Below are 24,684 nucleotides of genomic sequence, written 5' to 3'. Positions count from 1 at the left end.
TCGGGCGTTTCACAACACAAAATGTTGTAAATGCGACACAGCCGGGCCTGAAACCAGGAGCGTGTGATGACCTTTAATATGATGCTGGAGACCAGCGCACCGCAGCACATTGCGGGCAACCTCTCACTTCAACATCCCGGACTGTTTTCCACGATGGTTGAACAGGCTCCGATCGCGATTTCGCTGACCGACCCGGACGCGAGGATTCTGTACGCTAATCCGGCCTTTTGTCGCCAGACCGGTTATAGCCTGGAAGAGCTGCTCAACCAGAACCATCGCCTACTGGCAAGCCAACAGACGCCGCGCAGCATTTATCAGGAACTGTGGCAAACGCTGCTGCAACAGATGCCCTGGCGCGGTCAGCTCATCAATCGCCGTCGGGATGGCAGCCTTTATCTGGCTGAGGTCGACATCACCCCGGTCGTCAACAAACAGGGCGAACTGGAACATTACCTCGCCATGCAGCGTGATATCAGCGCCAGCTATGCGCTCGAACAGCGATTGCGCAATCACACCACCATGAGCGAAGCGGTGCTGAACAACATTCCTGCCGCTGTGGTGGTGGTCAACGAGCAGGACCAGGTGGTCATGGACAACCTCGCCTACAAAACCTTCTGTGCCGACTGCGGTGGCAAGGAGCTGCTCACCGAACTGGATTTCTCCCGGCGCAAAAGCGACCTCTATGCCGGGCAAATACTGCCTGTGGTGCTGCGCGGCGCCGTACGCTGGCTCTCCGTCACCTGCTGGCCCTTGCCGGGGGTGAGCGAAGAAGCCAGCCGCTACTTTATTGATACCGCGCTGCCCCGTACCCTGGTGGTGATCACCGACTGCACCCAGCAACAGCAACAGGCCGAACAGGGCCGTCTCGATCGTCTCAAACAGGAGATGACCACCGGGAAGCTGCTGGCCGCGATCCGCGAATCGCTGGATGCCGCGCTGGTTCAGCTAAACTGCCCCATCAATATGCTGGCGGCGGCGCGACGTCTCAACGGTGAAGATAACCATAACGTGGCGCTGGATGCCGCGTGGCGCGAGGGGGAAGAGGCGCTGGCCCGCCTGCAACGCTGCCGCCCTTCTCTCGATCTGGAAGAGAGCGCGTTGTGGCCTCTGCAACCGCTGTTTGACGACCTGCGCGCCCTTTACCATACCCGCTATAACAATGGTGAAAATCTGCACGTTGAAATGGCCTCTCCGCATCTGGCGGGGTTTGGTCAGCGCACGCAGATCCTTGCCTGTCTCAGTTTGTGGCTTGACCGTACACTGGCCCTCGCCGCCGCGCTACCGGACAAGGTGCTGCATACCCAGCTTTACGCCCGTGAAGAGGATGGCTGGCTGTCCATTTGGCTGACAGATAATGTGCCGCTCATCCATGTGCGATACGCCCACTCCCCCGATGCCCTGAACGCCCCCGGCAAAGGGATGGAGCTGCGGTTGATTCAAACCCTGGTTGCCCATCATCGCGGCGCAATAGAACTGACTACCCGTCCTGAAGGCGGTACCTGCCTGACCCTGCGATTCCCGTTATTTCATTCACTGACCGGAGGCTCACGATGACCCAGCGACCCGAGTCGGGCACCACCGTCTGGCGGTTTGATCTCTCACAGCAATTTACCGCCATGCAGCGCATCAGCGTGGTGTTGAGTCGCGCAACCGAGATAAGCCAGACGCTGCAGGAGGTGCTGTGTGTCCTGCATAATGATGCGTTTATGCAACACGGCATGCTGTGTCTGTATGACAACCAGCAGGAAATTCTGAGTATTGAAGCCTTGCAGGAGGCAGACCAACATCTGATCCCCGGCAGCTCGCAAATTCGCTATCGCCCTGGCGAAGGGCTGGTAGGCGCCGTGCTGTCCCAGGGACAATCTCTTGTGCTGCCGCGTGTCGCCGACGATCAACGCTTTCTCGACAGGCTTGGCATCTATGACTACAACCTGCCGTTTATCGCCGTCCCCTTAATGGGGCCGGGCGCGCAGACGATTGGCGTGCTCGCCGCGCAGCCGATGGCGCGCCTGGAGGAACGGCTCCCTTCCTGTACGCGCTTTCTGGAAACCGTCGCCAATCTGGTCGCACAGACGGTACGGCTGATGACCCCTCCTGCCGCCCCCACACCGCGAGCCGCGATTGCCCAGACCGAACGCCAGCGCAACTGTGGCTCTCCTCGCCCCTTCGGCTTTGAGAATATGGTGGGCAAAAGCCCGGCCATGCAGCAGACAATGGACATTATCCGTCAGGTTTCGCGCTGGGATACCACGGTACTGGTGCGCGGCGAAAGCGGCACCGGTAAAGAACTTATCGCCAATGCTATTCATCACAACTCCCCTCGCGCCGCCGCGCCCTTTGTGAAATTTAACTGCGCGGCGCTGCCAGATACGCTACTGGAGAGCGAATTGTTCGGCCATGAAAAAGGGGCGTTCACCGGCGCGGTTCGCCAGCGTAAAGGACGTTTTGAACTGGCCGATGGCGGCACACTGTTTCTTGATGAAATTGGCGAAAGCAGCGCCTCGTTCCAGGCCAAACTGCTGCGTATTTTGCAGGAGGGTGAAATGGAGCGCGTTGGCGGCGACGAAACCCTGCGCGTCAATGTGCGTATCATCGCCGCCACCAACCGGAATCTGGAAGAAGAGGTGCGGATGGGCAATTTCCGCGAGGACCTCTATTATCGCCTCAACGTAATGCCCATCTCCCTGCCCCCGCTGCGTGAACGTCAGGAGGACATTGCCGAGCTGGCGCACTTTTTGGTGCGCAAAATCGCCCATAACCAGGGGCGTACGCTGCGCATCAGTGATGGCGCCATCCGTCTGCTGATGGGCTACAACTGGCCCGGTAACGTGCGTGAGCTGGAAAACTGCCTGGAACGTTCGGCTGTGATGTCAGAAAACGGCCTGATCGACCGTGATGTGGTGCTCTTTAACCACCGTGAGAACACGCCAAAACTCGCCATCGCCGCCGCGCCAAAAGAGGATAGCTGGCTTGATCAAACGCTGGATGAACGTCAACGGCTAATTGCCGCGCTGGAAAAAGCCGGGTGGGTGCAGGCCAAAGCGGCGCGTCTGCTGGGTATGACGCCCCGTCAGGTCGCCTATCGGATACAAATTATGGATATCAGCATGCCCAGGATGTGACGGCTCACTTTGTGACATTCAGCACATTGTCAGCCAAACGCCACATTTACGACAAACAACGACGAACAGCACTTTTATAACGTCATATTTTTCAATTAATTACATTTTATGTGAGCGGTACGGGTTTTGCAGCAGGAAGACATGACTACGCAAATTAAGGAGCGATCATGACTTCCTGCTCTTCCGCTACTGGCATGGGTTGCCAGGCGCCTGGTGAACCCTTAACTGATTTTATCGCCAACAAAGTGGCATCACACCCCTGCTACTCCCGTAGCGGTCATCACCGTTTCGCCCGCATGCACCTGCCGGTCGCCCCTGCCTGCAATTTGCAGTGTAACTACTGCAACCGAAAATTCGATTGCAGTAATGAATCCCGCCCCGGCGTCTCCTCGTCGTTGCTTACTCCCGAACAGGCAGTGGCGAAAGTACGCCAGGTCGCGACGGCAATACCTCAACTGTCGGTGGTGGGGATCGCCGGTCCCGGTGACCCGCTGGCGAACATTGGTCGCTCCTTCAAAACACTGGAACTGATCCGCGAGCAGCTACCGGATTTGAAGCTGTGTCTGTCGACGAACGGCCTGATGCTGCCCGATGCCGTTGACCGGTTGCTGGAGGTCGGCGTTGACCACGTCACCGTGACCATTAACACTCTCGACCCCGATATCGCCGCGCAAATCTATGCCTGGCTGTGGCTGGATGGTGAGCGCTACAGCGGTCGCGAAGCCGGAAAGATCCTCGTGGCCCGTCAGCTTGAAGGGGTGCGCAGACTGACGGAAAAAGGTGTGCTCGTGAAGATCAACTCGGTGCTGATACCCGGTATCAACGATCATTCTCTGGTGGATGTCAGCCGGACATTGCAGCAATACGGCGCCTTTATTCATAACATTATGCCGCTGATTGCCCGACCAGAGCATGGCACCGTTTTTGGCCTCAACGGTCAACCTGAGCCGGATGCGGCGATGCTTGCCGCCACTCGCGAGCAGTGTGGCGAGGTGATGCCGCAAATGACCCACTGCCAGCAGTGCCGCGCGGATGCGATAGGTATGCTGGGCGAAGATCGCAGCCAGCAATTTCTGTTTACGCCGACAGAAACGGCGCCCCAACCCTGGCTGCCGACATTACAAAAACGCGCCAGGCTACACGCCAGTATCGCCACGCAGGGGGAGTCAGACGAAGCGGATGCCTGCCTGGTCGCGGTCGCCTCCACGCGGGGAGACGTGATTGACTGTCATTTTGGTCATGCGGATCGTTTTCGTATCTACAGTCTTTCCGCTGCGGGCGTTGTTCTGGTGAACGAGCGGTTTACCCCCAAATACTGCCTGGGAAGCGACGAATGTGAACCCCAGGACAGTGAAGCACGTATGGCGGCGATCATGGCGCTGCTGGCGGATGTAAAAGCCGTTTTTTGCTCACGTATTGGCTACGGTCCCTGGCAGCAACTGGAGGCACAGGGTATTCAGCCTTGCGTTGATGACGCGTGGCAACCGGTCCTCCCGACGCTTGCGCGCTGGTGGGAAAAGGCGCGTCAACAGTGGCAACAAGCCGATTGTCACAAGGGGGTGGCATGACCCCCATCGCGCGGCACTACTGGCTTGATCGCCTGGTACATCTCTATGCGCAGGGTGAAGGTTGTTACCCTTTGCAGATGGGGCTTTCCGACGACCACTGGCTGGCGCTCAGCGCGCAAAATACCGCGCCGTCGGATGTGGTTTTGCGGCGTACGTTGATGTCGGAGCTGATCGCCAGCCGTAAAGAGGAACGAACGCAACTGGCCGACTGGCTGGCATGCCATATGTTGCCGGGAGCCGAGCCGATGCATCAGATCATTGCCAGTGTGTCGTTGGCATTCAACCATCTGTGGCAGGATCTCGGGCTAAGTTCGCGTGAGGAATTGCGCGAACTGATGACCGACTGCTTTCCACAACTGGTGGAGATGAACAGCGAAAATATGCGCTGGAAGAAGTTCTTCTATCGTCAGCGCTGTTTACAGACAGAAGGAGAGCTCATTTGTCGCTCGCCCAGTTGTGATGCATGTTGCGAACGTCAGCTCTGTTTCGATGCGTATTAACCCTTCTGGCCCTGCCCTGATGCAGGGCCTCGACTCTTTACCTTTCACAAATTGTTAAATCACATACTTATGCCTATATTTTTAATAATCATAAGGGAGTTTTTGCTAAGCAAGCGTGTTCATTTACCTGCGGCGTTAATGTACCTTGTATTATCGAGAATGATGTGAGGCGTACGGATTTGTGAGGTAATGAATGTTTTCTTTTGTGGCCAGACAGGCAATTTTTGATAACAAATTAAACACTGTCGGGTATGAACTGCTTTTCAGGGATAGCATGGTGAACCGTTTCCCTGATGTTTCATCGGAACAGGCAACCACGCAACTGATTGAAGAACAGTTTTTTGGCGCGCCAGTGGGCCGCAAAGATGAGAACAATTCCGTTTACGTTAATTTTCCACATCAATTATTGGTGGATGGCCTCGCTGAAACTCTGCCCAAAGACCGTGTCATCATTGAGATTCTCGAAACCGCCAGTCCCGACCATCGCTTGCTGGAAACCGTAAAACGGATGCAAACCCAGGGTTTTCGTATTGCCCTGGATGATTTTTCTCTGAGTAGCGAATGGGATGCGTTTATTCCCTATATTAATATTATTAAATTCGATATTCAGAAAAATACCCGTGAAGAAATTGCTGCCTATATAGGCAGTAAGCGTGAAATGCTACGTCATGCGGTTTTTCTTGCTGAAAAGGTAGAAAGTTATGACGAGTTTGAGGCCTATAAAAAAATGGGTTTCCACCTCTTTCAGGGCTATTTTTTCAGCAAACCCGTAGTACACAAAAGAAACAAATTGTTACACAACCGCGCATTTGCCTTAAAGCTCATGCACGAAGTAAACGTCGAATCGCCAGATTTGAATCGCATCGAAGATCTGCTCAAGCGCGATGTTTCGCTGTCATTTAAGATTATGCGTTACGCACAAAATATCCTTTACAACAAAAGGGGTATTTCAGGTTTACGCAATCAATCGTTGAAAGATATTGTGCTTTATCTCGGGATTAATGAACTGCGTCGCTTTGTACTGGTCGCCTGTCTAACTTCATTCGAAACCGTTAAGACTACCGAAATCTATTATTTGAGTCTGATTCGCGCCAAATTCTGCGAACTGGCAGCGGGCCGAACCTCCTCTCACCCTTTATCCAACGAAGCCTTTATGGTTGGGCTATTTTCGTTACTGGATGTGATCCTCGAAATGCCGCTGGAAGATCTGATGGCGCAGATTGCGGTATCACAAGAGGTGATCATGGCCCTGCAGCACCAAAACGGTGTGCTTTATCAGTACGTTTGCCTTGCTATGCTCTATGAGCAACGTATGTGGGAAGAAGCCAGCGATATGGCGCAGGATATAGGGCTACCAGAAGCAGCAGTGACCGAGATGATGAATAAAGCGACAAAATGGGCCGACGAACTGCCGGTGAGTTTTGCAAAATAAATAACTGAAACCATTCCTTGGGTGGTTATTTTCACTGCTAAATTATTTATGGGTGAAACATTATTTCAGTTTTTAAATAAACATATTATTTTCATTTTATTTACACTTTTAACATTCATACTGTTTCGACCAGAGCCTGTTTTTTAGCCACCACGGATTTCACCGTAATAAAATAAAAATATGTGATTAAGATCAATTAAAAATAATCAATATTTTCGCGTTTATTACCGATATAGGTAATACCTTTTCATTAAAAAATGATCACTATGAAAAAATTTTCTCAGGCGTCTGTATTAGCAAAATTGCTCACTGGCTTTTCCATTCTTATAGCGATGATGTTAGTACTTGGTATTGTCTCCATTTATCAGTTGCACATCAGTAAATCCCATATTGATAAATTCCGCGATAATCGCATGCCGGGCGTCCGATATACCCTGGAAATGCGTGGCGTATTATCAGAAATGCGCTTACAGCAAATTCAGTATATCGGCTCCGTCACGCCTGCCGAGCGGGAACAACATCGTGGCGAACTGCTGCAAAACCAGGCGACATTTCTAAATGCCCAGCGCCAGTTTGCTAAAATTTCCGCCGACGCACCGGAAGATACCCGCACACTGTTTAATACCGTTGTCGATAACTTCCGTAATTTCGTCGACGTTAACGCCAAAGTTATCGAGGCCGTTAGCGCAGGCAGACTAGAGGAAGCGTCCAAAATCAGCGGCGCGGTGTCGTCCAAATACCGTACTCAGTTGATGAAAGACCTTGCCACTCTGGTGGACAAAGAAGTGGCCAGCGGTGAAGAAGCGGGGGCGATTGCGCAGTCCGGCTACGACAAAGCGCTCTACACTTTCTGCGGGTTGTTGCTACTGGCACTGATTGCCACCGGGTTCATCGCCCTGGTTATCTCCCGTAGCCTCTCTCGCCAGTTAGGCGGCGAGCCTGCTTACGCCGTGGAGATCATGAATGAAATTGCCTCGGGTAATCTGAAAGCCGACGTCAAACTGAAAGACAACGACACCCAGAGTCTGCTGGCAACCATCAAGTTTATGAATAGCAAGCTGGCCGATATTATCGATGGCATCATTCATGGCAGCGAAGCTATCTCCCTTGCCGCCAGTGAAATTTCTCAGGGTAACAACGACCTGTCTCAACGTACTGAGGAACAGGCCGCCTCACTGGTGCAGACTTCGTCTAACATGCAGCAGATTACGGAAAACGTAAAAAGCAACGCCGACAACGCCCGCCGGGCCAGCGAACTGGCGCGCGAAACGTCACAGACCGCCGTAAAAGGCGGAAAAGAAGTGGATGATATGCTCAAGCGGATGCATGAAATCTCCGACAGCTCGCAGAAAATCGTCGATATCATTTCTGTGATTGAAGGAATTGCCTTCCAGACTAACATCCTGGCGCTCAACGCCGCCGTTGAAGCCGCCCGCGCCGGTGAACAGGGTAAAGGTTTTGCCGTGGTCGCCGGTGAAGTGCGTACTCTGGCGCAAAAAAGTGCCAACGCCGCGAAAGAAATTAAGCAACTTATCGAAGGGACCGTCCATAAAATTACCGACGGCTCTCGTTATGCAGACACCGCAAGCCGGGCGATGGAGCAGATCGTCACCTCTGTTAATAAAGTGACCGATATTGTCGCGGAGATTTCCGCTGCCTCGACCGAGCAGCATCAGGGGATTCGTGAAATCAGCGTCGCCATCGACCAGATGGATCAGGTTACCCAGCAGAACGCCACGCTGGTGGAACAGGCCGCTGTCGCTGCTCACTCCATGTCTGAGCAAAGCGAACAACTGCGTAACTCCGTGCGTTTCTTCCAGTTAAAAATGCAAGACTCACGCTAAGAAAACGTGACGCCGGGAAACCGGCGTCTCTCAATCACCGTCACCCTTCTTCATTCCTTCGCAACTCTCTTCTGACATTCCTGATACTACATCCCAGAAAAACCCTTAGCATCATCCTGGAATACGGCTGGAATTTAGGTTTAGTACAAAGACCTGGTTACCATGCCACAACATCTTTAAAACGTTTCCAGATTTGAAAATCTACTGACAGGCGTTGCCGAAGGATCGGAATCAAACATCAGGGAGGATAATGATGGCAATAGGATATTTTTTAGTCAGAGGCGACAAAACCACCTGTGGCGGCGTCATTATTGAGGGGGCAGATGATCATACCATCATGGGAATACCGCAGGCACGAGAGTTCGATAGCGTAACCTGCGGCAGATATTCTGGCGTTTATAAAATAATAGGGGGTGTTCCCCAGACATTTCTTCAGGACAAAATGATGGCAGGGACGCTGCACAGCATGAGTAGCTGCCCATGCCGTTCTCGATTTATCGCATCTCAGCTCAACGATACATATGAAACAGGCGGAGGGGGCCGTGAGCCAACACAGCACGCGCAATCTGCCCATAAACCAAATTTGACCGCACCTGCTCCTGAACAGGAAAAACAGGAAGAAAAGCGCGAAGTGACGCTAACGATTGGCATTTTCTTTGATGGTACAGGCAATAACGCCGTCAATGCCGCAAACATGATGAAAGCATGTACAGCCGAACACTACCACATTTCAGGCAGGGAAGCCGAAACGCTTCTGGGTAAATGCGCACGAGATAAATTCGGTGTTTCAGGTATCGGCGCGACCAGTTATTTGGGGTATTACACCAACGTGCATTGGTTAGCGACGTTGTATAAACAATATTTTTCGCCAGAAAGTACTGAGATTCAGCATCCCATTTATATTGAGGGTATCGGAACTGAATCGGGTAAACCCGACAGTACTATCGGCCAGGGATTGGGGATATCCGACACGGGTGTTATTGCCAAGACAGACAGAGCCGTAGCTGTTATTGGTGAGCATATTCAGACAGTCCTGGCTGAATTGAATAATAATATTCCAGATACTCAGTTCATCATCCAGTCCCTCCAGTTCGATATCTTTGGTTTCAGCCGTGGCGCGGCAGCAGCCAGACATTTTGCCAACCGGGTATATGCGCGAGACCCGGCCATCATTAGCGCTATCCAGGATGGCATGCGAGGTATGTCCTTTACGGGGATGCCCGCCGGAAAGACCCGTTTTATCGGCATTTTTGACACTGTGGCTGCGATTGGCGCTCCGACAAATGGGTTCAATCCCCATAATGCCGACACAGGAGCAGTAAATATTGTGCTTCGTCCCGGCGTGGCAGTAAAAGTCTTTCACATCACGGCGGCACATGAATGCCGGTTCAATTTCGCGCTAAATAGCGTAAAACCCGCATGGCCGGAGCTGGCATTGCCAGGCGTACACTCGGACATTGGCGGAGGGTACCTGCCATTACTGGAGGAAAATCTTTTTTTGACGCGCCCGCAAACGGATACCGTGCCGCTCCGTCAACCCGGAGAAGAGACCAGAGGTTACTATCAAACCCTAAAACAAATGGCAATCCTCGATAATTACCCCTGCATTGCCCCGATCATGCGTACCAGTGAAATTTCTGCAGAGACCTGGTTTGATGACCGCATGCCGTCTGATCGCTACGGAGAGCCACAAAAGCGCAGCTATGCGGCATTAACGTTGCGACACCGAAATGTCAAAAACGACTGGTCGAAAGTAGTGCTACGAGTGATGCTCGATGCAGCGCAGGATGCGGGGGTGTTATTTGAGGATATTCAAGAAAACGATAATTTGAATCTTCCTCCTGAGCTGATTCCGCTTTGTAAAAAAGCGATTTCAATGGGAAAAGCCATGCGCTCCGGCCAGCAGCCGGAAAAATTTAGCGAGACAGAATTGAATTTAATCGCCACAAACTATATTCACTGCTCGGCGCACTGGAATGCCATTCTCACTGATTCGAGCGGCGTTATTCGTGGTGGCGCTTCCCCTGCCGAGCTGATTGGTTTTGTTAACCGGCCAGATGAAAATTGGACTCGAACGGTTTATAACATGGATGGGAAAAACGCATGATGTCAAAAATCCCCGCAGCCCTGATTTTGTTGATGGCTTTAAACGGCTGTCAGGCACATACACCGCAGACCCCGGAAGAAACCGGCGAAATGCCATACGGTAAGTGGCAATTCGCCTTTTTTACCCCTCACGCTTTACCCGCTGATGTCACGCGTGCGTTGATTATTGACAGCGAAGATGTCGTTTATACCTTCGGCACGCTTGATAGAGTACCCGGCTATCCCGGGACCATAGGAACCTGGAATAACCGGGTCCGGATGCATGCACATTTCAACAAAGCGCGCCATCCACCGGCCATGATGTTGTTCTGCTGGGACTCGGTGATCGACAAAAAAACGTACGAGACACGGATTGTGTTTCACCGCTCCATCCACGACACCATGATGACGCCAACCGGGAAAGATCGGTTAGGCAACACGGCATGGTACAAGACCCTGCTGATTGGTCTGGCACCGGAAGGGAAAGTCCGGATATGGCTGCAGAACAGCGCAGCGGGCGATAACCTTCCCGTTCAGCCACGAAGACTCACCACCCTGTCCGGGGATAAACTGGATGCCTGCAAAGGAATAACTAACCATTCTCAGGGTTATGGTTACACCAAAACAACCCGGGAGTTTATCAAGGATAAAACCTATCCCTACGGTCGCTGGTGATCCTGGCTGAAATAACGGACTGTTCCATGGACGGAGAAATCTATGACACGCAAAACCCCCGCAGCCCTGATACTGCTGATGGCTTTAAACGGCTGTCAGGCACATACACCGCAGACCCCGGAAGAAACCGGCGAAATGCCTTACGGCAAGTGGCAGTTCGCCTTTTTTACTCCTCACGCCTTACCCGCCTTTGTCACGCGTGTGTTGATTATCGACAGTGAAGATGTCGTTTATACCTTCGGCACGCTTGATAGAGTACCCGGCTATCCCGGGACCATAGGAACCTGGAATAACCGGGTCCGGATGCATGCACATTTCAACAAAGCGCGTCATCCACCGGCCATGATGTTGTTCTGCTGGGACTCGGTTATCGACAAAAAAACGTACGAGACGCGGATTGTGTTTCACCGCTCCATCCATGACACCATGATGACGCCAACCGGGAAAGATCGATTAGGCAACACGGCATGGTACAAAACCCTGTTGATTGGTCTGGCACCGGAAGGGAAAGTCCGGATATGGCTGCAGAACAGCGCAGCGGGCGATAACCTTCCCGTTCAGCCACAAAGGCTCACCACCCTGTCCGGGGAAGGTCTTGATGCCTGTAAACAGGTGCCGACACTGATTGATTTTAATTACAGTATTCCTGATGGATATGACCAGTACGTAAAAGATTTCATCAAAGATAAAACCTACCCCTACGGTCGCTGGTGATCCTGGCTGAAATAACGGACTGTTCCATGGACGGAGAAATCTATGACACGCAAAACCCCCGCAGCCCTGATGCTGCTGATGGCTTTAAACGGCTGTCAGGCACATGCGCCGCAGACCCCGGAAGAAACCGGCGAAATGCCTTACGGCAAATGGCAGTTCGACTTTTTTACCCCTCACGCCTTACCTGCTTTTGTCACACGTGCGTTGATTATTGACAGCGAAGATGTCGTTTATACATTCAGTACACTCGACTACACCGAGTCCGATCCTGCGGTTGTCGGGACCTGGAATAACCGAACGGGCAGCAGGAGTATTCGCTTCAACAAAGCGCGCCATCCACCGGCCATGATGTTGTTCTGCTGGGACTCGGTGATCGACAAAAAAACGTACGAGACACGGATTGTGTTTCACCGCTCCATCCATGACACCATGATGACGCCAAGCGGGAAAGATCGGTTAGGCAACACGGCCTGGTACAAAACCCTGCTGATTGGTCTGGCACCGGAAGGGAAAGTCCGGATATGGCTGCGAAGTAGTGCAGCGGGCGATAATCTTCCTGTTCAGCCACGAAGACTCACCACCCTGTCCGGGGAAGGTCTTGATGCCTGTAAACAGGTGCCGACACTGATTGATTTTAATTACAGTATTCCTGATGGATATGACCAGTACGTAAAAGATTTCATCAAAGATAAAACCTACCCCTACGGTCGCTGGTGATCCTGGCAAAAAGGATCTCTGGCTGATCCTTTTTGTTTTCAGTTCATAAATCGGTCTTGCGAAAAACCATTTTTACTGGGCTACCTGACCACCGCCTTCGGCTCCATAAACGCCGCTATCCCCCAGCGCCCCATTTCGCGACCGATCCCTGAGTGTTTAAAACCGCCAAACGGCGCTCCGGCTTCGTGTGCCAGGGTATTGATTTGCACCCGACCGGAGATGATACGCCCGGCGATACGCTGCGCGCGTTGCACATCTGCCCCCAACACCATCGCGCTAAGACCGTAATCCGTGTCGTTAGCGATTGCTACGGCGTCGTCATCGTCGCGATAGGGAATAATCGACAATACCGGGCCAAAAATCTCTTCACGGGCGATGCGCATACTGTTGTCCACATCGGTAAAAAGTGTCGGTTTCACAAACCACCCCTTCCCGCTGTTTTCCGGACGCCCTTCTCCGCCAGCCAGCAGACGCGCTCCCTCTTGCAGGCCAAGGTGTATATATCCCTGTACCCGCTGCCACTGTTTTTCGCTGACCATCGGGCCAATGTCCGTTTGCGGGTCGAGCGGGTCACCGGATTTCACCGCCGCAACCGCTTTGCGCAGCGCCTCTTCACACTCGGTTTTGCGCGATTGTGGTACCAGAATTCGCGTACCGGCGATACAGGCCTGACCGCTGTTCATAAAACCGGCCTGGATGGCAAGCGGTACCGCTGTCGCCAGATCGGCATCGTCCAGAATTAAGGTCGGAGATTTACCGCCAAGTTCCAGCGTCACGCGTTTAAAACTTTCGGCGGCATTACGTAAAATCGCCTTACCGGTCTGCGTCGAGCCGGTAAACGAAATTTTGGCAACGTCCGGATGACGGCTTATGGCCTCACCCACCACCGCGCCAAAGCCGGTAACGATATTGCAAACACCCGGTGGTAGCGCGGCCGTATGCAGCGCTTTCATCACCACATGGGTTTGTAACCCGCTCATCTCGCTTGGTTTGATCACCGCCGTACAACCAGCCGCCAGCGCCGCGGCGAGTTTGCCGCAGATAAACCCGGCGTTACTGTTCCACGGTGTAATAAGCCCAGCCACCCCGAGCGGTGTCATCTTCACCTGGGCTTTGCCAACCGCAGTGGAAAATTCAAATTGCCGTAAATCATGTATGACCTGATCAATCACCGCCACCGGATAACTGGCCATCCACGCGGAACGTGACGCCGGGGCACCGTACTCCTCGATAATGGCATGCAGCAGTTCATCCTGACAGGCGGCCATGGCATCACGCATTCGCTGTAAAACTGCCAGCCGCTCTTCAACACTTGTGTGCGACCAGTGAACAAAGGCCGCTTTTGCCGATGCAATTGCCCGCGCGGCGTCATCGGCATTTGCCATACGTATCCGCCCTGTTACCTCGGCGGTAGAAGGGTTATATAGATCGAAATAGTCCTCGCCCTGGGACCGGGTAAATTCGCCATTGATCCAGAGATGTTCAAGCTGTCGCATAGTGTCCTCCACGGTTAATGCAGCCAGTCTGGCACAGCTTTATCGCGCCGATAATCCGGGTTATCCTGCAAGGGTTGTTTCGATTATCAGGATAATCTATGCATCGTTCAGGTTTGATTGAACTGGAAGTGGTGATGGCGGTGCTGCGTCGGGGAAGCTTTCGTGCCGCAGCCCAGGAGCTGGGGATGTCGGCAACGGCGGTCAGTAATGCCATCGCCGGGCTGGAAACGCGTCTTGACGCCAGACTTTTTAACCGCACGACTCGCAGTGTCGCGCTCACCGAAGCCGGACAGCGTTTTGTCGCCCGCATCGGTCCGGCATTACAAGAGATCCAGCAGGCCGCGGACGAAATTCACAGCCTGCCTGATGAGCCTTCCGGTACCTTACGCATTAATGTACCGCAGGCTATCGGACAACTTTTTCTTGATGAACTGGTGATTGCTTTCCTGTCGCGCTATCCGCAAATGCGCATGGAAACCGCCAGTGATGCCCGCATGATCGATATTGTCGCCGAAGGGTACGACGCCGGGGTTCGTCTGGCGGAAGCGGTTCCACAGGATATGATTGCCGTGCCGCTGACGCCGGATATTCACATGCGGGTGGTCGCCACGCCACAGTGGTTTGCTGAACACGGCACGCCGCTCACCCCGGAAGCCCTCACCCGACAGCAAGGTATCTGCATGCGAATGTCGCACGGGGGGATTTATCGCTGGGAATTTGCGCGTCACGGCGAACAATTTGCCATTGCCGTGCCGCCGAGACTTGCCACCACCGATCTGTTTACATCCATTGCCGCGGTACGCGCCGGGCTCGGCATCGGTTTTTTGCCGGAATTATATATTGCAGATGATTTACGTTCAGGCCGGCTGGTCAGTGTGCTCAATGAGTGGACACAGCCCTTTCAAGGATTGTGTTTGTATTACCCCGGTCATCGCCATATCCCGGTGGGTTTGCAGGCGTTTATCGCCTTTATCCGCGAGTACAGGCAGCACTCACTGTAACCCGGCGCGATCCAGACTATAAATAGTCGCTAAAGGTCAGTCCACTTTCAGAGTGGTATAACAGCTTGAAAAACGCTACGGGGTGATCGTGGGTGATACCCGCATTCATAAGCGCGAAGAGACTGTGGCATTTTTACGGTAAGTGGCGAAAGCAACGCGGGAATGGCTTAAGGCCTGAAGGGGAACATGTCCCCTTTCAGGCAACTACTCAGGGCAAAGTACTGACGAATGAGATATCCCATGCCGTGGCAATAAGCGAAATACTGACGACCAGACCCATAACTACAGGCACCGCTCTTTCCAGCTTTTCCATTGCTTGTCCCTCTCTTTCGTTCATGTTGCGCCAGACTGCGGCAACAACGGATTCCCCTGGCCGAACGTATCGGCACTGGTGTGGCATAGTAAAGTATAGAAAAGATCTTCCGTCCTGACAGACCTTTTCACATTTTTCCGCCGATTCTGATGCGCGTATATTTGTTACTCTAAAAAGTATGTTGTAACTAATTCCATGCGAAAGAAAACCCGGCACAAGCCGGGTTCGTCACACGCCTAACAGAATGCCATTAGCACAGCGGTTTCACAGCCTGACGCATGCCCTGCAGCAGGATAGCGTCGAGATCCAGGGAAACCTGTTCTACCAGTCCACTGACTTGAGTCAGGTCCTGCTCCCAGTGTTCGCTGACCGACAATACCGCTTTAACCAGATCGCTAGTGCTGATCTGATGATCACCATGTTGGCCCCACAGTTGCTGGTAACGGGTGATCCAGTGGGCGTCATCCTGCACCGGATAGGCTTCGCCATTGCGGTCTGCACGGTAGAAGGCGATCAACGCGGCCAGCGCAAAGGTCAGGCGCGCAGGCAGTTTACCGGTAGCTTTCTGCCCTGCCAGCAGTTGCGGCAGAATGCGGGTGCGGAATTTGGTCATGCCGTTCAGGGCGATAGAGAGCAACTGATGTTTGATATACGGGTTACGGAAACGCCCGGTCACCGCGCTGGCAAAGGATTCCAGCTCATCACGCGGCAGGTCGAGCACCGGGATAATCTCTTCATAAATCGCTTTCTCAACAAAGGCACAGATTTCGGTATCGTTCATGGCCTCACCCACGGTATCGAGGCCCGCCTGGAAGGCAACCGGAACCAGTGCGGTATGCGCGCCATTCAGAATAGCGACTTTGCGTTCTTTATAGGGTTTGATGTCGTCGACAATCAGCACGTTCAGCGGATATTTGTCCAGACGCAGCTCGGCGGCCAGTGACTGCGGCCCCTGGATCACAAACAGATAGAAGTGTTCTGCGGTGTCGAGGAAATTGTCATGGTAACCCAGTTCCGCTTCAATTTTTGCCACTTCATCGCGCGGATAGCCAGTTACGATACGGTCAACCAGCGTTGAGCAGAAGGTGTTAGCAGAATCGAGCCATGCCACGAACGCATCGCCCAGCGCCCACTCCTGCGCATAGCGCAACACCAGTTCACGCAGCGCGTCACCGTTGTAGTCAATCAGTTCACACGGGATGATGACCCAACCTGTATCTGCCGCGCCGTTAAAGTGGCTAAAGCGTTCAAATAGCAGACGGGTCAGTTTCGCCGGGTAGCTCACCGCCGGTGCGTCATCGAATTTGTCGCCTGCGTGATAGCTGATACCGGCTTCGGTAGTGTTGGAGAAGACGAAACGCATCTCTGGGTTGTGCGCAAGTTTAAGGAACTCATCGTACTGCCCGTAAACACTGATTTCACGATTCACGGAACGGATCAGACGTGAGTCGCTAACCGCTTCGCCCTGCTCATTCAGGCCACGAATGATAGTGGTATACAAGCCGTCCTGGGTACTCAGAGAGGGAGGGAAGTCGCTGTCGATTGGACGAACAATCACCACACCGGCATTGAGGTCAGTGTGTTCATTCAATAAATCGATCTGCCAGTCGACGAAGGCACGCAGAAAATTGCCTTCGCCAAACTGAATCACACGCTCAGGGTAGGAAGCGCCGGGGAAATCGCGACGGTTAACTGTGTTCACAATGGGTTCCTTTTTTGATTAGTCATACAACCTAGGAAGATTGGTGTAATAACTTACCAAACTTTTCGACCATGAACCCCTGTTTTGATCAAAGCGAGACAACATTTCCAACGGCAATCACAAAAATACAACACCCGTCACAAAAACTTATAAAAGACACTCGTCGCCGTCATCGCCCCATCCGGCATTAGGGCATAGCGCGGGATCTCACCGACTTTTTGCCAGCCGCACCGGGTATAGAAAGATTCCGCCCCGCTCCCGGTACTGGTGTCCAGCACCAGTACCGTTTTTCCCTGCTCACGGGCAACGATTTCAAGGTGTGCCATTAATTTAGCGGCGATGCCCTGACGGCGCGCACGTTCATGCACCAGTAGTTTGGCGACATCGGCACGATGCGGCTGGTTTTCGGGCTGGTTAACAATAAGCTGAACGGTGCCGTTTATACGGCCTTCACTGTTTTCATCTACCAGTACGACACGTTCATTACGCCCTGCGCTGTCGGCCACACCCTGCCAGAAGGCGCGAGATTTTTCCCGCCCGAAAGGCAACATAAAACTGACGGACGCCCCGCCCTGCACGCAGTTTTCTAATACGTCACAGAGTTCATCAATACGGGCATGGATTTCGCGGGCATCAAGGAGGCGAACAGAAGAGGGAGTGGTCATTTTTATTCCTTAAAAGTAACCACTATGCGATTTACATATTTTTAACACAACATCCCGTGCTATAGGTTTTTGCTATGACGCTAGCGTTCGCGATGGTTTTTCGTCTTCATGGCGTACATTTTGGCATCCGCATCTTCCAGCCAGGCTTTTATATCGCCATTACCGTTATGATCGAACTCACTTACCCCCCAGGAAAAGGCAAGCTTCCAGGGTTTGCCCGACGACAAGTTCCAGGCCTGGGTCTGCTCCACCAGATACTCAACGGCAATCCACGCCCCTTGTTCATGGGTGTCGGAAAAAAGTACCGCGAACTCATCCCCACCATAACGCACTAACAAATCCGCTTCACGGAAGCTTTCGCGCATCACTTTCGCCATTGAGCGCAGGGCTTCATCACCCTCGCTATGGCCCCAGGTGTCGTTGATCTGCTTGAAACCATCGAGATCCAACCACGCCAGCGCTAGCGGCTCAGCGCGACGCCTGGCGCTATTAATCGCAAACTTCACAAGATTATCAAAAGCCCGGCGGTTAAACAGGCCGGTGAGTTCATCGGTGGTCGCGGCACTCATCACCGCAAACTCATTTTCCACGATCAGCGCAAAATCTTTCAGAATATCCACCTCGGCGGATGAGAAAGCGCGCGGGGTGCGATCGAGAAGGCAAAATGAACCGACCAGCGCACCGTCGGGCAGGCGCAGTGGATAGCCCGCATAAAAACGCAGATGGGATTCTCCTGTTACCAGGGGGTTATCACAAAAGCGCTCGTCGCTACCGGCATCGTTGACGATAAGCGGCGTTGTGCTGAGGATGGTGTGTCCGCAAAAAGAGAGATGGCGCGGCAGGCTTTCGTGGGCGGTTCCGTCACTGGTTTTAAAATGCAGTGTCTTTTCACCCACCAGGGTCACCAGCGCGATAGGAACATTGAACAACCGCTTTGCCAGCCTTGTCAGGCGGTCGAAACGTTCATTCGTTCCTGAATCAAGCAACCCGGATTCGCGCAACGATGCCAGGCGTTTTTCCTCATCAAAGGGAATAGCAGGAGTTTTCATAAAGAGCCTATCTCGCTAGTCAGTATCGGCAGGTGTCCGCGTTTATAAGGCGTGATCGAGCGATCGATTCGCGGTGTACAGGATAAAGCTTAGCGTATTCAGCACGTTTGTCAGTGTGAGTAGATTTGATTTTTACCGCGACGTTTTGCTTTATAGAGGGCGTCATCCGCCGCTTTCAGCCAGTCGGTAACGTTTTGCATCCCCTGGGTCGCACTGGCAATGCCAATACTCAGGGTACAGTGGAAGGCATATTCCTGAGTTACGCTCATCACAGCGGCGGAATCCATTATGCGCCCGGCAACGGCGAGCGCCTCTTCCTGTGTGGTGTCAGGAAGCAAAATCACGAATTCATCCCCACCCAGGCGCGCCGGGGTATCGGTTTTTCGCGTCGCGGCATGCAGAATCTTCGACACCGTGACCAGCAACGCATCGCCCACTTTGTGACCAAACCGGTCATTCACTTCTTTAAAGTTATCGATATCGATGAACATCAACATTGAATTGCGCGGCAGTTCACGCAGTTTATCCAGCTCATACTGGATACGTTTTTCCAGCAGGCGGCGGTTGGCAATATCCAGCAGCGGGTCCATCATCGCAATACGTTCCAGCTCGCGGCTTTTATTTCGCAGCTTTACGGCGATGTTGTCGGTCAGTACGCTGAGCGCCAGCATATAAATGGCAATCAGGGGCAACGTCGTGAACATGGTGCGCTGAGACACCTCAACATAAAAATCCATCCCCTGCGCAACCCAAGCCGCCGCAAAGGCAGCCAGCATCACCATCCCCGCTTTGCGCATCAGCTCAACGCCACCCGCCGAGAGGCGATCGGCGAGCAGGATCGTGGCAATGACTACCGATGGCAGGGGGTTAACCGACATCATGGCAATCCAGAAGCCACCCGCACCAGCGTCTAAGATCAGGTTTTGATGTTCCAGCGTCAGGGGAGTATCGGAGCGGCGGGCACGAATAAACGCCAGCGTCGGCCAGATAAAGGCATTAGCACCAAGTAAGAGTATCAGCCACAGGGGGCGATGGAGTTCCAGCAATACGGAGAGAATGGGAAAAAAACAGAGAAATGTCCCAAGAATACGCATCAGGTACATGCGTCTGACGAACCTGCCGCCAGTGATCCGCTCGCTTTTTTTCAAATTGTCAGATCCATTCATGGCGCAAGTTATTTCCGATACATATACTCGGTTATAGTATTGACGAAGAAAATTTGTAGCAAGTAATTTAATAACTTATCGCTATCGTTTTACCTTCTAACAATACTAATGCGCGCTTTCGAGACAGGCAGACCGCTGTCAAAAACCGACTGAGGATTTTAATGTGTCGTCGATTGGCGTCTCGCGCATACTGGCGCAATTTCGCCCTGCATTTTTGGAGCGATAAAGATACTCATCCGCCTCTGCGAGTAATTTATTAAAAGCCTCCGTCAACGAGCCGGAAAGTACCTTTCCGTTGCTGACACCAATACTGACCGTCAGGCGCAGTGTCTGGTTATGCCAGTGAAAAAGATGCTCCTCAACCGACTTACGAAGCCGTTCAGCCAACATAAAACCCTGCTGTGGAACGTCCGTGGCAGCTATCACCGCGAACTCTTCGCCTCCCATCCGGGCAATAACCCCCTGCTCCCCCAATTCCTGACGAACCTTCTGCGCAAACGCGGTGAGCATCCGGTCGCCGCACTCGTGCCCGTAGTTATCGTTAACGCTTTTGAAGTAATCGATATCCAGCAGCATGACCGTCAGATGTTTGTTGGCAAAGCCATTACTGTCATGGTTGAGCACTTCATACATGCCAGAACGGGAGTAAACACGGGTCAGAAAATCGTAGTCCGCGCGCAAAGATACATGGCGCATCAGACGGTTGATGGTTTCCACACTGACAGAGACGATGACCGGGCAAATTGCCATTGTGGCGATCCCCAGTCGGGCAGAAAACATGCGCGACATCTGCAACGGCGAGGCGACAAAAATATTGATCAACCCGTTGGCTACCAGGATGATTTCCAGCCCGCCGGTTATCAATGTCAGCAGGCAGGTCAGTGGCAAGGAGAAAGTGACGGCGCACCAGATAAGCGCTGGCAGCGGGAATGCCAGACTGCCCGCTCCCCCTACCCACACCGAGGCCAGCACGGAGATAATCAACGCCAGTACTGGCAACAGCGTTTTGCTAGTTAAAGCCAGCCGCGTATCCGGCCAGACGGCGGTCAGGATGCAAGGCAGGATCAGTACACCCGTCGAGAACTGCTCGCTGAACCAGTCACCAAAGAGCATCAGGAAATCCTGATTGATGACCACCCCCATCGAGCCGAAGGCACCGAAAAGCGCGCAGAGCATTGCCGACACCAGACAGTAGCCAAAAAGATTAAGCGCGTTTATGGGTTGCGGCGCATGACGCATCAGCCGCTGCTCGCGTTGCACCAGTTGCGCCATGGTTATGATAAAAACCATGTTAGAAAAGTTAATCACCACCGACGACCAGCCCCACGAGGTGGTTACGCCGTCGTAGAGGAGCATCGCCACAAAGCTCATCAGATAGTAAGGCCAGCGCTGTAAAAAAGCGTAACGGGCAAAGATCCCTGCCATCACTGCATTTAGCGGCCAGAAGAGCGAAAGCGCCTCGACCAGACGCAGCATCGCTCCAACAAAATAAAAGAGCGTGGTGATCAGAAAAATCACCGTCGCATTGATGAACGGCTGATCATTTCGCAGCAGGCGAAATGTGGGCGAAAAAAGAGCGCGCATTACATATCAATCCCAGGTAAGGATGTAGCAGGTCATTTCGACGCGGTAAAGACGGCGTATAGCTTAACATGTAATGTCGATATAACAGGCCTTTAACATGTGTTTGCCATTTAATTCATTAGTGTTATGAATTCATTTGCAGGACCAGCCAGTGATAAATCACCCCAACGATATAACGCTGCTGCACATCCGTGAGTTCAACACCGGCTGGAATACTGTGCCATTTTGCCAGACACCCCCGACAGCAGGTAGCCGTGGCATGCTGGGCAATAAAGACCGGATGCCCACGCATCGGCGTCTGTTTGCCATCATTCTGCGGTAGCGCGGGGGCCAGACGCCGGGCAACAAAATCGGCCGCATGTGCCGCGATAACCTCTGCGCCTTTATCCACACAGTACTGTCGCTCTTTTGTCCCTAATCGAAAGCGGGAACGAAAAGTGGAGCGGGCAAGCCGTGCAAACAAAGCGTCGTAGTCAGACATCAGTACACCGAACGCCCCAGTTGTTGGGTCAGCGCCTCCAGTAGGGCAATCCCCGCCAGTGAATTACCCGCCTCGTCCAGTTCCGGGCTCCAGACCGCAATGGCCATCTCTTGCGGCACAATTGCGACAATGCCGCCGCCCACGCCCGATTTTGCCGGTAACCCGACACGCCAGGCGAACTCACCGGCATTTTGATACATGCCGCTGGTTGCCATCAGCGCGTTGACCTGGCGTGTTTGTTGCGGCGTTAATACCGGTTGCGCAAGGTGCGGCGCCGTGCCTTTATCGGCCAAAAAGAGAAAAGTCCGCGCCAGTTCGACACAGCTCATTTTCAGCGCGCAGTAGTGAAAGTAGTTTTGCAGTACCGTGGCAACATCATTATTGAAGTTACCAAAGGATTTCATCAGCCAGGCAATCGCCGCGTTACGGGCGGAGTGTTCGAACTCGGAGCGGGCCACCACGCTGTCGAACGCGATATCAGGCGTGGCGGACAGTTTGCGCACGATTTCCAGCATCCGCTGGCGCGGGGCGCTCAGGCGGCTTTGCAACATATCGCAGACCACCAGCGCACCCGCATTGATAAACGGATTACGCGGTTTGCCCTGCTCTATTTCAAGTTGCAATAGAGAATTAAACGGCTGACCGGACGGGTCTTTACCGACACGCGTCCAGATTTCGTCCTCCTCGTAATGGTTCATCGCCACCACTAGGCTGAGGACTTTCGAAAGTGACTGAATGGAAAAGCGCTCGTCGGCATCACCCGCCTGGAAATGTTCACCGTCGACGGTACAAATGGCGATGCCCAATTTGTCCCCGCTGACGGTCGCCAGCGCGGGAATATAGTCTGCCACTTTCCCCAGACCTTTCAGCGGGCGTACCTGCTCAAGCAATGCTTCAAGTACGCTGTTATCCATGACTGTCGCCACACCCGATCCTTACTCGCAGCCGTAAAATGGGCTGCGAGTATAGCAAAAATCAGGCCGGGAGACGAAAGCGGGAAACGGCCTGCATAAGCGCGTGAGAATCATTATGCAGTTGCACGGACGCTTCGGTGGCATCCGTGACCAGCTCCCCGGTGCGGCGCGCCACCTTATTGAGCGAATGCAAACGACGGGTCATATGATGAATGCTCTCCCCCTGGCTTAGGGTCGCCGTGGAGATATCGTTCAGTAATCCGCTAAGATGCCCGACCAGGCCGGTGACCTGTTGCAGGTTATTTTCCAGTTTACTGACCGCGTGGGTACCGTCGTTAATGCCCTGCAAAGAGTGGTTGATCAGTTGCTGGATGGTTTGCGTCGAATGGCTGCTTTTACGCGCCAGCAGCCCCACCTCTTTGGCCACCACCGCAAAGCCGCGCCCGTGGTTACCCGCGTGCGCCGCCTCAATGGCAGCATTGAGCGCCAGAATATTGGTCTGGAACGCCACCCCTTCAATCAATTCGACGATACCGCGCATTTCAGACGCCCGGCCCACAATCGCCTGCATCGACTGGTTTACCGTCTCCATCATGCTATCGCCCCCCGCCGCGACTTTGCGCGCTTCATCAGCACGTTCACTGGCAAGCTGGGCATAGCCGCTATTGCCTTCAACATGGGATTCAAGGGTCGCGATATGTGCCGTCACGTCCTCAAGCTCTTGTGCCTGGCGGGTCGATTGCTGATACAGCTTCTGGTTGCCCTGCGCCAGGCTATCAATGTTATTCACCATCGAACGGGTGGCGTGACTCACCTGGCTGACCAGTTGCTGTAACCCGTGTTGCATGGTGTCGACGCTCAGGACAATCTGATCAATTTCACGGTTGAAGCGTTTGACCTCCGGCAATGGCGTGGAAAGGTCACCGGCGGCCAGGGTATTGATATGGGCAATAAGCCGACGCAGCGGTGAAATTACCCAGCGCGACATGCCAAACCAGACTGCAATGGCGATAACCACCAACAGCACGGGCACCAGCACAAACACCTGTTGCAGGCGCGCTAGCCCGCCCATTAAGGTCAGGCGACCTTCATCGGCCCGCTTTTCACTGGCCTGCTGGAAGCGCGCGTAGTTGTCGTTAAAATCGGCCTGAAACGCCTGGGCCGGAACGGCAAAGAACGCATCGATAGAATTGGTTTTCACCAGCCCGTCGGCCTGTTCTTTTATCGCCCCGTAGAAAAGCTGGTAACTGTTGATCAGCCCGTCATCTTTCGGTGGATTCATCGCAAGCCAGCCCTGCCAGGATTTCTGCGACGTCGCAAGCGCAGCCTGCGCCTCATCCATCAGGCTATGCCAGCTACCGTCAGAACCGGTCTCTTTATCCTGCATAAAATAGACGCCTGCGCGGTTAAGCAGATCGCTTGCCGCCAGTAACGCCACGCGGGCTTCATCGACTTTTACCTGTTGCAGGTGGGTTTGTTGATTGAGTTGTTCGTTATGCTGCGCATCGCGCAACGACAGGGTGAGAACGAAGGAGGAGGCAATCTGGAGTGCGGAAAAAAGCCCTATTATCCAGAAGATACCTGCCAGTAAGCCAAACTGCCGTGGTGTCAATTGCCGAAAAATTCGGCGGAAAATTTGCTTTAAGTTCATGATAT

21 protein-coding genes are annotated in these 24,684 nt (G+C 53.2%); 11 read left to right on the top strand and 10 right to left on the bottom strand.

The genetic code is table 11. The features are described 5' to 3' along the window. Positions 1–66 precede the first annotated feature (66 nt). From nifL to ACS0RQ_RS13180, 10 genes are all read left to right on the top strand, one after another. Positions 67–1,554, top strand: a complete 1,488-nt coding sequence (nifL, locus tag ACS0RQ_RS13225) for a nitrogen fixation negative regulator NifL (RefSeq protein ID WP_271850515.1) — start codon at positions 67–69, stop codon at positions 1,552–1,554. After that, positions 1,551–3,122: a nif-specific transcriptional activator NifA gene (nifA, locus tag ACS0RQ_RS13220; protein ID WP_271850516.1), complete on the top strand. Its 1,572-nt coding sequence runs from the start codon at positions 1,551–1,553 to the stop codon at positions 3,120–3,122. Before nifL ends, nifA begins: the two co-directional genes overlap by 4 nt. Before the next feature lie 167 nt (positions 3,123–3,289). Continuing rightward, positions 3,290–4,690, top strand: a complete 1,401-nt coding sequence (gene nifB, locus ACS0RQ_RS13215; protein WP_271850517.1) for a nitrogenase cofactor biosynthesis protein NifB — start codon at positions 3,290–3,292, stop codon at positions 4,688–4,690. Next, positions 4,687–5,190: a nitrogen fixation protein NifQ gene (locus ACS0RQ_RS13210; RefSeq protein WP_271850518.1), complete on the top strand. Its 504-nt coding sequence runs from the start codon at positions 4,687–4,689 to the stop codon at positions 5,188–5,190. Before nifB ends, ACS0RQ_RS13210 begins: the two co-directional genes overlap by 4 nt. A gap of 352 nt (positions 5,191–5,542) precedes the next feature. Continuing rightward, on the top strand, positions 5,543–6,622 hold the full coding sequence (locus ACS0RQ_RS13205) for an EAL and HDOD domain-containing protein (RefSeq protein WP_334312439.1): 1,080 nt from the start codon (positions 5,543–5,545) through the stop codon (positions 6,620–6,622). A 266-nt stretch (positions 6,623–6,888) separates the two neighbouring features. After that, the gene (locus ACS0RQ_RS13200; protein ID WP_271850520.1) at positions 6,889–8,466 is read left to right on the top strand and encodes a methyl-accepting chemotaxis protein; all 1,578 of its coding nucleotides are present in this window, start codon (positions 6,889–6,891) and stop codon (positions 8,464–8,466) included. Positions 8,467–8,719: 253 nt separating this feature from the next. Continuing rightward, complete coding sequence (locus ACS0RQ_RS13195) at positions 8,720–10,573, top strand: type VI secretion system family protein (RefSeq protein ID WP_271850582.1); 1,854 nt, start codon at positions 8,720–8,722, stop codon at positions 10,571–10,573. After that, the gene (locus ACS0RQ_RS13190; protein WP_271850521.1) at positions 10,570–11,226 is read left to right on the top strand and encodes a DUF2931 family protein; all 657 of its coding nucleotides are present in this window, start codon (positions 10,570–10,572) and stop codon (positions 11,224–11,226) included. The genes ACS0RQ_RS13195 and ACS0RQ_RS13190 overlap by 4 nt, the downstream gene beginning before the upstream one ends. A 42-nt stretch (positions 11,227–11,268) precedes the next feature. Then, positions 11,269–11,940 carry a DUF2931 family protein gene (locus tag ACS0RQ_RS13185; RefSeq protein WP_271850522.1) on the top strand — a complete coding sequence of 224 codons (672 nt, stop codon included), beginning with the start codon at positions 11,269–11,271 and terminating at the stop codon, positions 11,938–11,940. 42 nt (positions 11,941–11,982) lie between these two features. Next, entirely contained in the window at positions 11,983–12,657 is a 675-nt protein-coding gene (locus ACS0RQ_RS13180) for a DUF2931 family protein (RefSeq protein WP_271850523.1), read from the top strand. Positions 12,658–12,737: 80 nt separating this feature from the next. Here the strand turns inward: ACS0RQ_RS13180 and ACS0RQ_RS13175 are convergent, their stop codons facing one another. Then, entirely contained in the window at positions 12,738–14,153 is a 1,416-nt protein-coding gene (locus tag ACS0RQ_RS13175; protein WP_271850524.1) for an aldehyde dehydrogenase family protein, read from the bottom strand. Between the two features lie 98 nt (positions 14,154–14,251). Between ACS0RQ_RS13175 and ACS0RQ_RS13170 the strand changes: the two genes are divergently transcribed. Beyond that, entirely contained in the window at positions 14,252–15,154 is a 903-nt protein-coding gene (locus ACS0RQ_RS13170) for a LysR family transcriptional regulator (RefSeq protein ID WP_271850525.1), read from the top strand. Positions 15,155–15,362: 208 nt separating this feature from the next. Here ACS0RQ_RS13170 and ACS0RQ_RS13165 read toward each other — a convergent pair whose 3' ends face one another. The 9 genes from ACS0RQ_RS13165 to ACS0RQ_RS13125 form a co-directional block, all read right to left on the bottom strand. Further along, positions 15,363–15,491: a hypothetical protein gene (locus tag ACS0RQ_RS13165; RefSeq protein WP_271850526.1), complete on the bottom strand. Its 129-nt coding sequence runs from the start codon at positions 15,489–15,491 to the stop codon at positions 15,363–15,365. 226 nt (positions 15,492–15,717) lie between these two features. Beyond that, on the bottom strand, positions 15,718–17,169 hold the full coding sequence (locus tag ACS0RQ_RS13160) for a tagaturonate reductase (RefSeq protein ID WP_271850527.1): 1,452 nt from the start codon (positions 17,167–17,169) through the stop codon (positions 15,718–15,720). Between the two features lie 137 nt (positions 17,170–17,306). After that, positions 17,307–17,834 (bottom strand): GNAT family N-acetyltransferase, encoded by a 528-nt coding sequence (locus tag ACS0RQ_RS13155; RefSeq protein WP_271850528.1) that lies wholly within the window; start codon positions 17,832–17,834, stop codon positions 17,307–17,309. 80 nt (positions 17,835–17,914) lie between these two features. Continuing rightward, positions 17,915–18,883 (bottom strand): sensor domain-containing diguanylate cyclase, encoded by a 969-nt coding sequence (locus ACS0RQ_RS13150; protein ID WP_271850529.1) that lies wholly within the window; start codon positions 18,881–18,883, stop codon positions 17,915–17,917. 110 nt (positions 18,884–18,993) lie between these two features. Next, positions 18,994–19,986, bottom strand: coding sequence for a sensor domain-containing diguanylate cyclase (locus tag ACS0RQ_RS13145; protein WP_271850583.1), 993 nt, complete (start codon positions 19,984–19,986; stop codon positions 18,994–18,996). Positions 19,987–20,187: 201 nt separating this feature from the next. Continuing rightward, positions 20,188–21,633: a GGDEF domain-containing protein gene (locus tag ACS0RQ_RS13140; protein ID WP_271850530.1), complete on the bottom strand. Its 1,446-nt coding sequence runs from the start codon at positions 21,631–21,633 to the stop codon at positions 20,188–20,190. Positions 21,634–21,757: 124 nt separating this feature from the next. Next, entirely contained in the window at positions 21,758–22,114 is a 357-nt protein-coding gene (locus tag ACS0RQ_RS13135) for a DUF4186 domain-containing protein (RefSeq protein WP_271850531.1), read from the bottom strand. Continuing rightward, entirely contained in the window at positions 22,114–23,040 is a 927-nt protein-coding gene (glsB, locus tag ACS0RQ_RS13130) for a glutaminase B (protein ID WP_334633291.1), read from the bottom strand. The genes ACS0RQ_RS13135 and glsB overlap by 1 nt, the downstream gene beginning before the upstream one ends. A 49-nt stretch (positions 23,041–23,089) precedes the next feature. Next, a complete protein-coding gene (locus ACS0RQ_RS13125) occupies positions 23,090–24,679 on the bottom strand; it encodes a methyl-accepting chemotaxis protein (protein WP_271850533.1) in 1,590 nt (529 codons plus the stop codon). Positions 24,680–24,684 lie beyond the last annotated feature (5 nt).

The sequence above is a fragment of the Phytobacter diazotrophicus genome (assembly GCF_052061655.1).
GTDB classification, from domain to species: domain Bacteria; phylum Pseudomonadota; class Gammaproteobacteria; order Enterobacterales; family Enterobacteriaceae; genus Phytobacter; species Phytobacter diazotrophicus.
Note: the sequence above shows the minus strand (reverse complement) of the source record. Positions and strands in the feature narration are given on the sequence as shown.

Bases quoted from the DNA above. Each gene is read 5' to 3' on its own strand.
- nifL (WP_271850515.1), top strand. From the start codon at position 67: ATGACCTTTAATATGATGCTGGAGACCAGCGCACCGCAGCACATTGCG.
- nifA (WP_271850516.1), top strand. From the start codon at position 1,551: ATGACCCAGCGACCCGAGTCGGGCACCACCGTCTGGCGGTTTGATCTC.
- nifB (WP_271850517.1), top strand. From the start codon at position 3,290: ATGACTTCCTGCTCTTCCGCTACTGGCATGGGTTGCCAGGCGCCTGGT.
- ACS0RQ_RS13210 (WP_271850518.1), top strand. From the start codon at position 4,687: ATGACCCCCATCGCGCGGCACTACTGGCTTGATCGCCTGGTACATCTC.
- ACS0RQ_RS13200 (WP_271850520.1), top strand. From the start codon at position 6,889: ATGAAAAAATTTTCTCAGGCGTCTGTATTAGCAAAATTGCTCACTGGC.
- ACS0RQ_RS13195 (WP_271850582.1), top strand. From the start codon at position 8,720: ATGGCAATAGGATATTTTTTAGTCAGAGGCGACAAAACCACCTGTGGC.
- ACS0RQ_RS13190 (WP_271850521.1), top strand. From the start codon at position 10,570: ATGATGTCAAAAATCCCCGCAGCCCTGATTTTGTTGATGGCTTTAAAC.
- ACS0RQ_RS13185 (WP_271850522.1), top strand. From the start codon at position 11,269: ATGACACGCAAAACCCCCGCAGCCCTGATACTGCTGATGGCTTTAAAC.
- ACS0RQ_RS13180 (WP_271850523.1), top strand. From the start codon at position 11,983: ATGACACGCAAAACCCCCGCAGCCCTGATGCTGCTGATGGCTTTAAAC.
- ACS0RQ_RS13175 (WP_271850524.1), bottom strand. From the start codon at position 14,153: ATGCGACAGCTTGAACATCTCTGGATCAATGGCGAATTTACCCGGTCC.
- ACS0RQ_RS13170 (WP_271850525.1), top strand. From the start codon at position 14,252: ATGCATCGTTCAGGTTTGATTGAACTGGAAGTGGTGATGGCGGTGCTG.
- ACS0RQ_RS13165 (WP_271850526.1), bottom strand. From the start codon at position 15,491: ATGAACGAAAGAGAGGGACAAGCAATGGAAAAGCTGGAAAGAGCGGTG.
- ACS0RQ_RS13155 (WP_271850528.1), bottom strand. From the start codon at position 17,834: ATGACCACTCCCTCTTCTGTTCGCCTCCTTGATGCCCGCGAAATCCAT.
- ACS0RQ_RS13150 (WP_271850529.1), bottom strand. From the start codon at position 18,883: ATGAAAACTCCTGCTATTCCCTTTGATGAGGAAAAACGCCTGGCATCG.
- ACS0RQ_RS13145 (WP_271850583.1), bottom strand. From the start codon at position 19,986: ATGTACCTGATGCGTATTCTTGGGACATTTCTCTGTTTTTTTCCCATT.
- ACS0RQ_RS13140 (WP_271850530.1), bottom strand. From the start codon at position 21,633: ATGCGCGCTCTTTTTTCGCCCACATTTCGCCTGCTGCGAAATGATCAG.
- ACS0RQ_RS13135 (WP_271850531.1), bottom strand. From the start codon at position 22,114: ATGTCTGACTACGACGCTTTGTTTGCACGGCTTGCCCGCTCCACTTTT.
- ACS0RQ_RS13125 (WP_271850533.1), bottom strand. From the start codon at position 24,679: ATGAACTTAAAGCAAATTTTCCGCCGAATTTTTCGGCAATTGACACCA.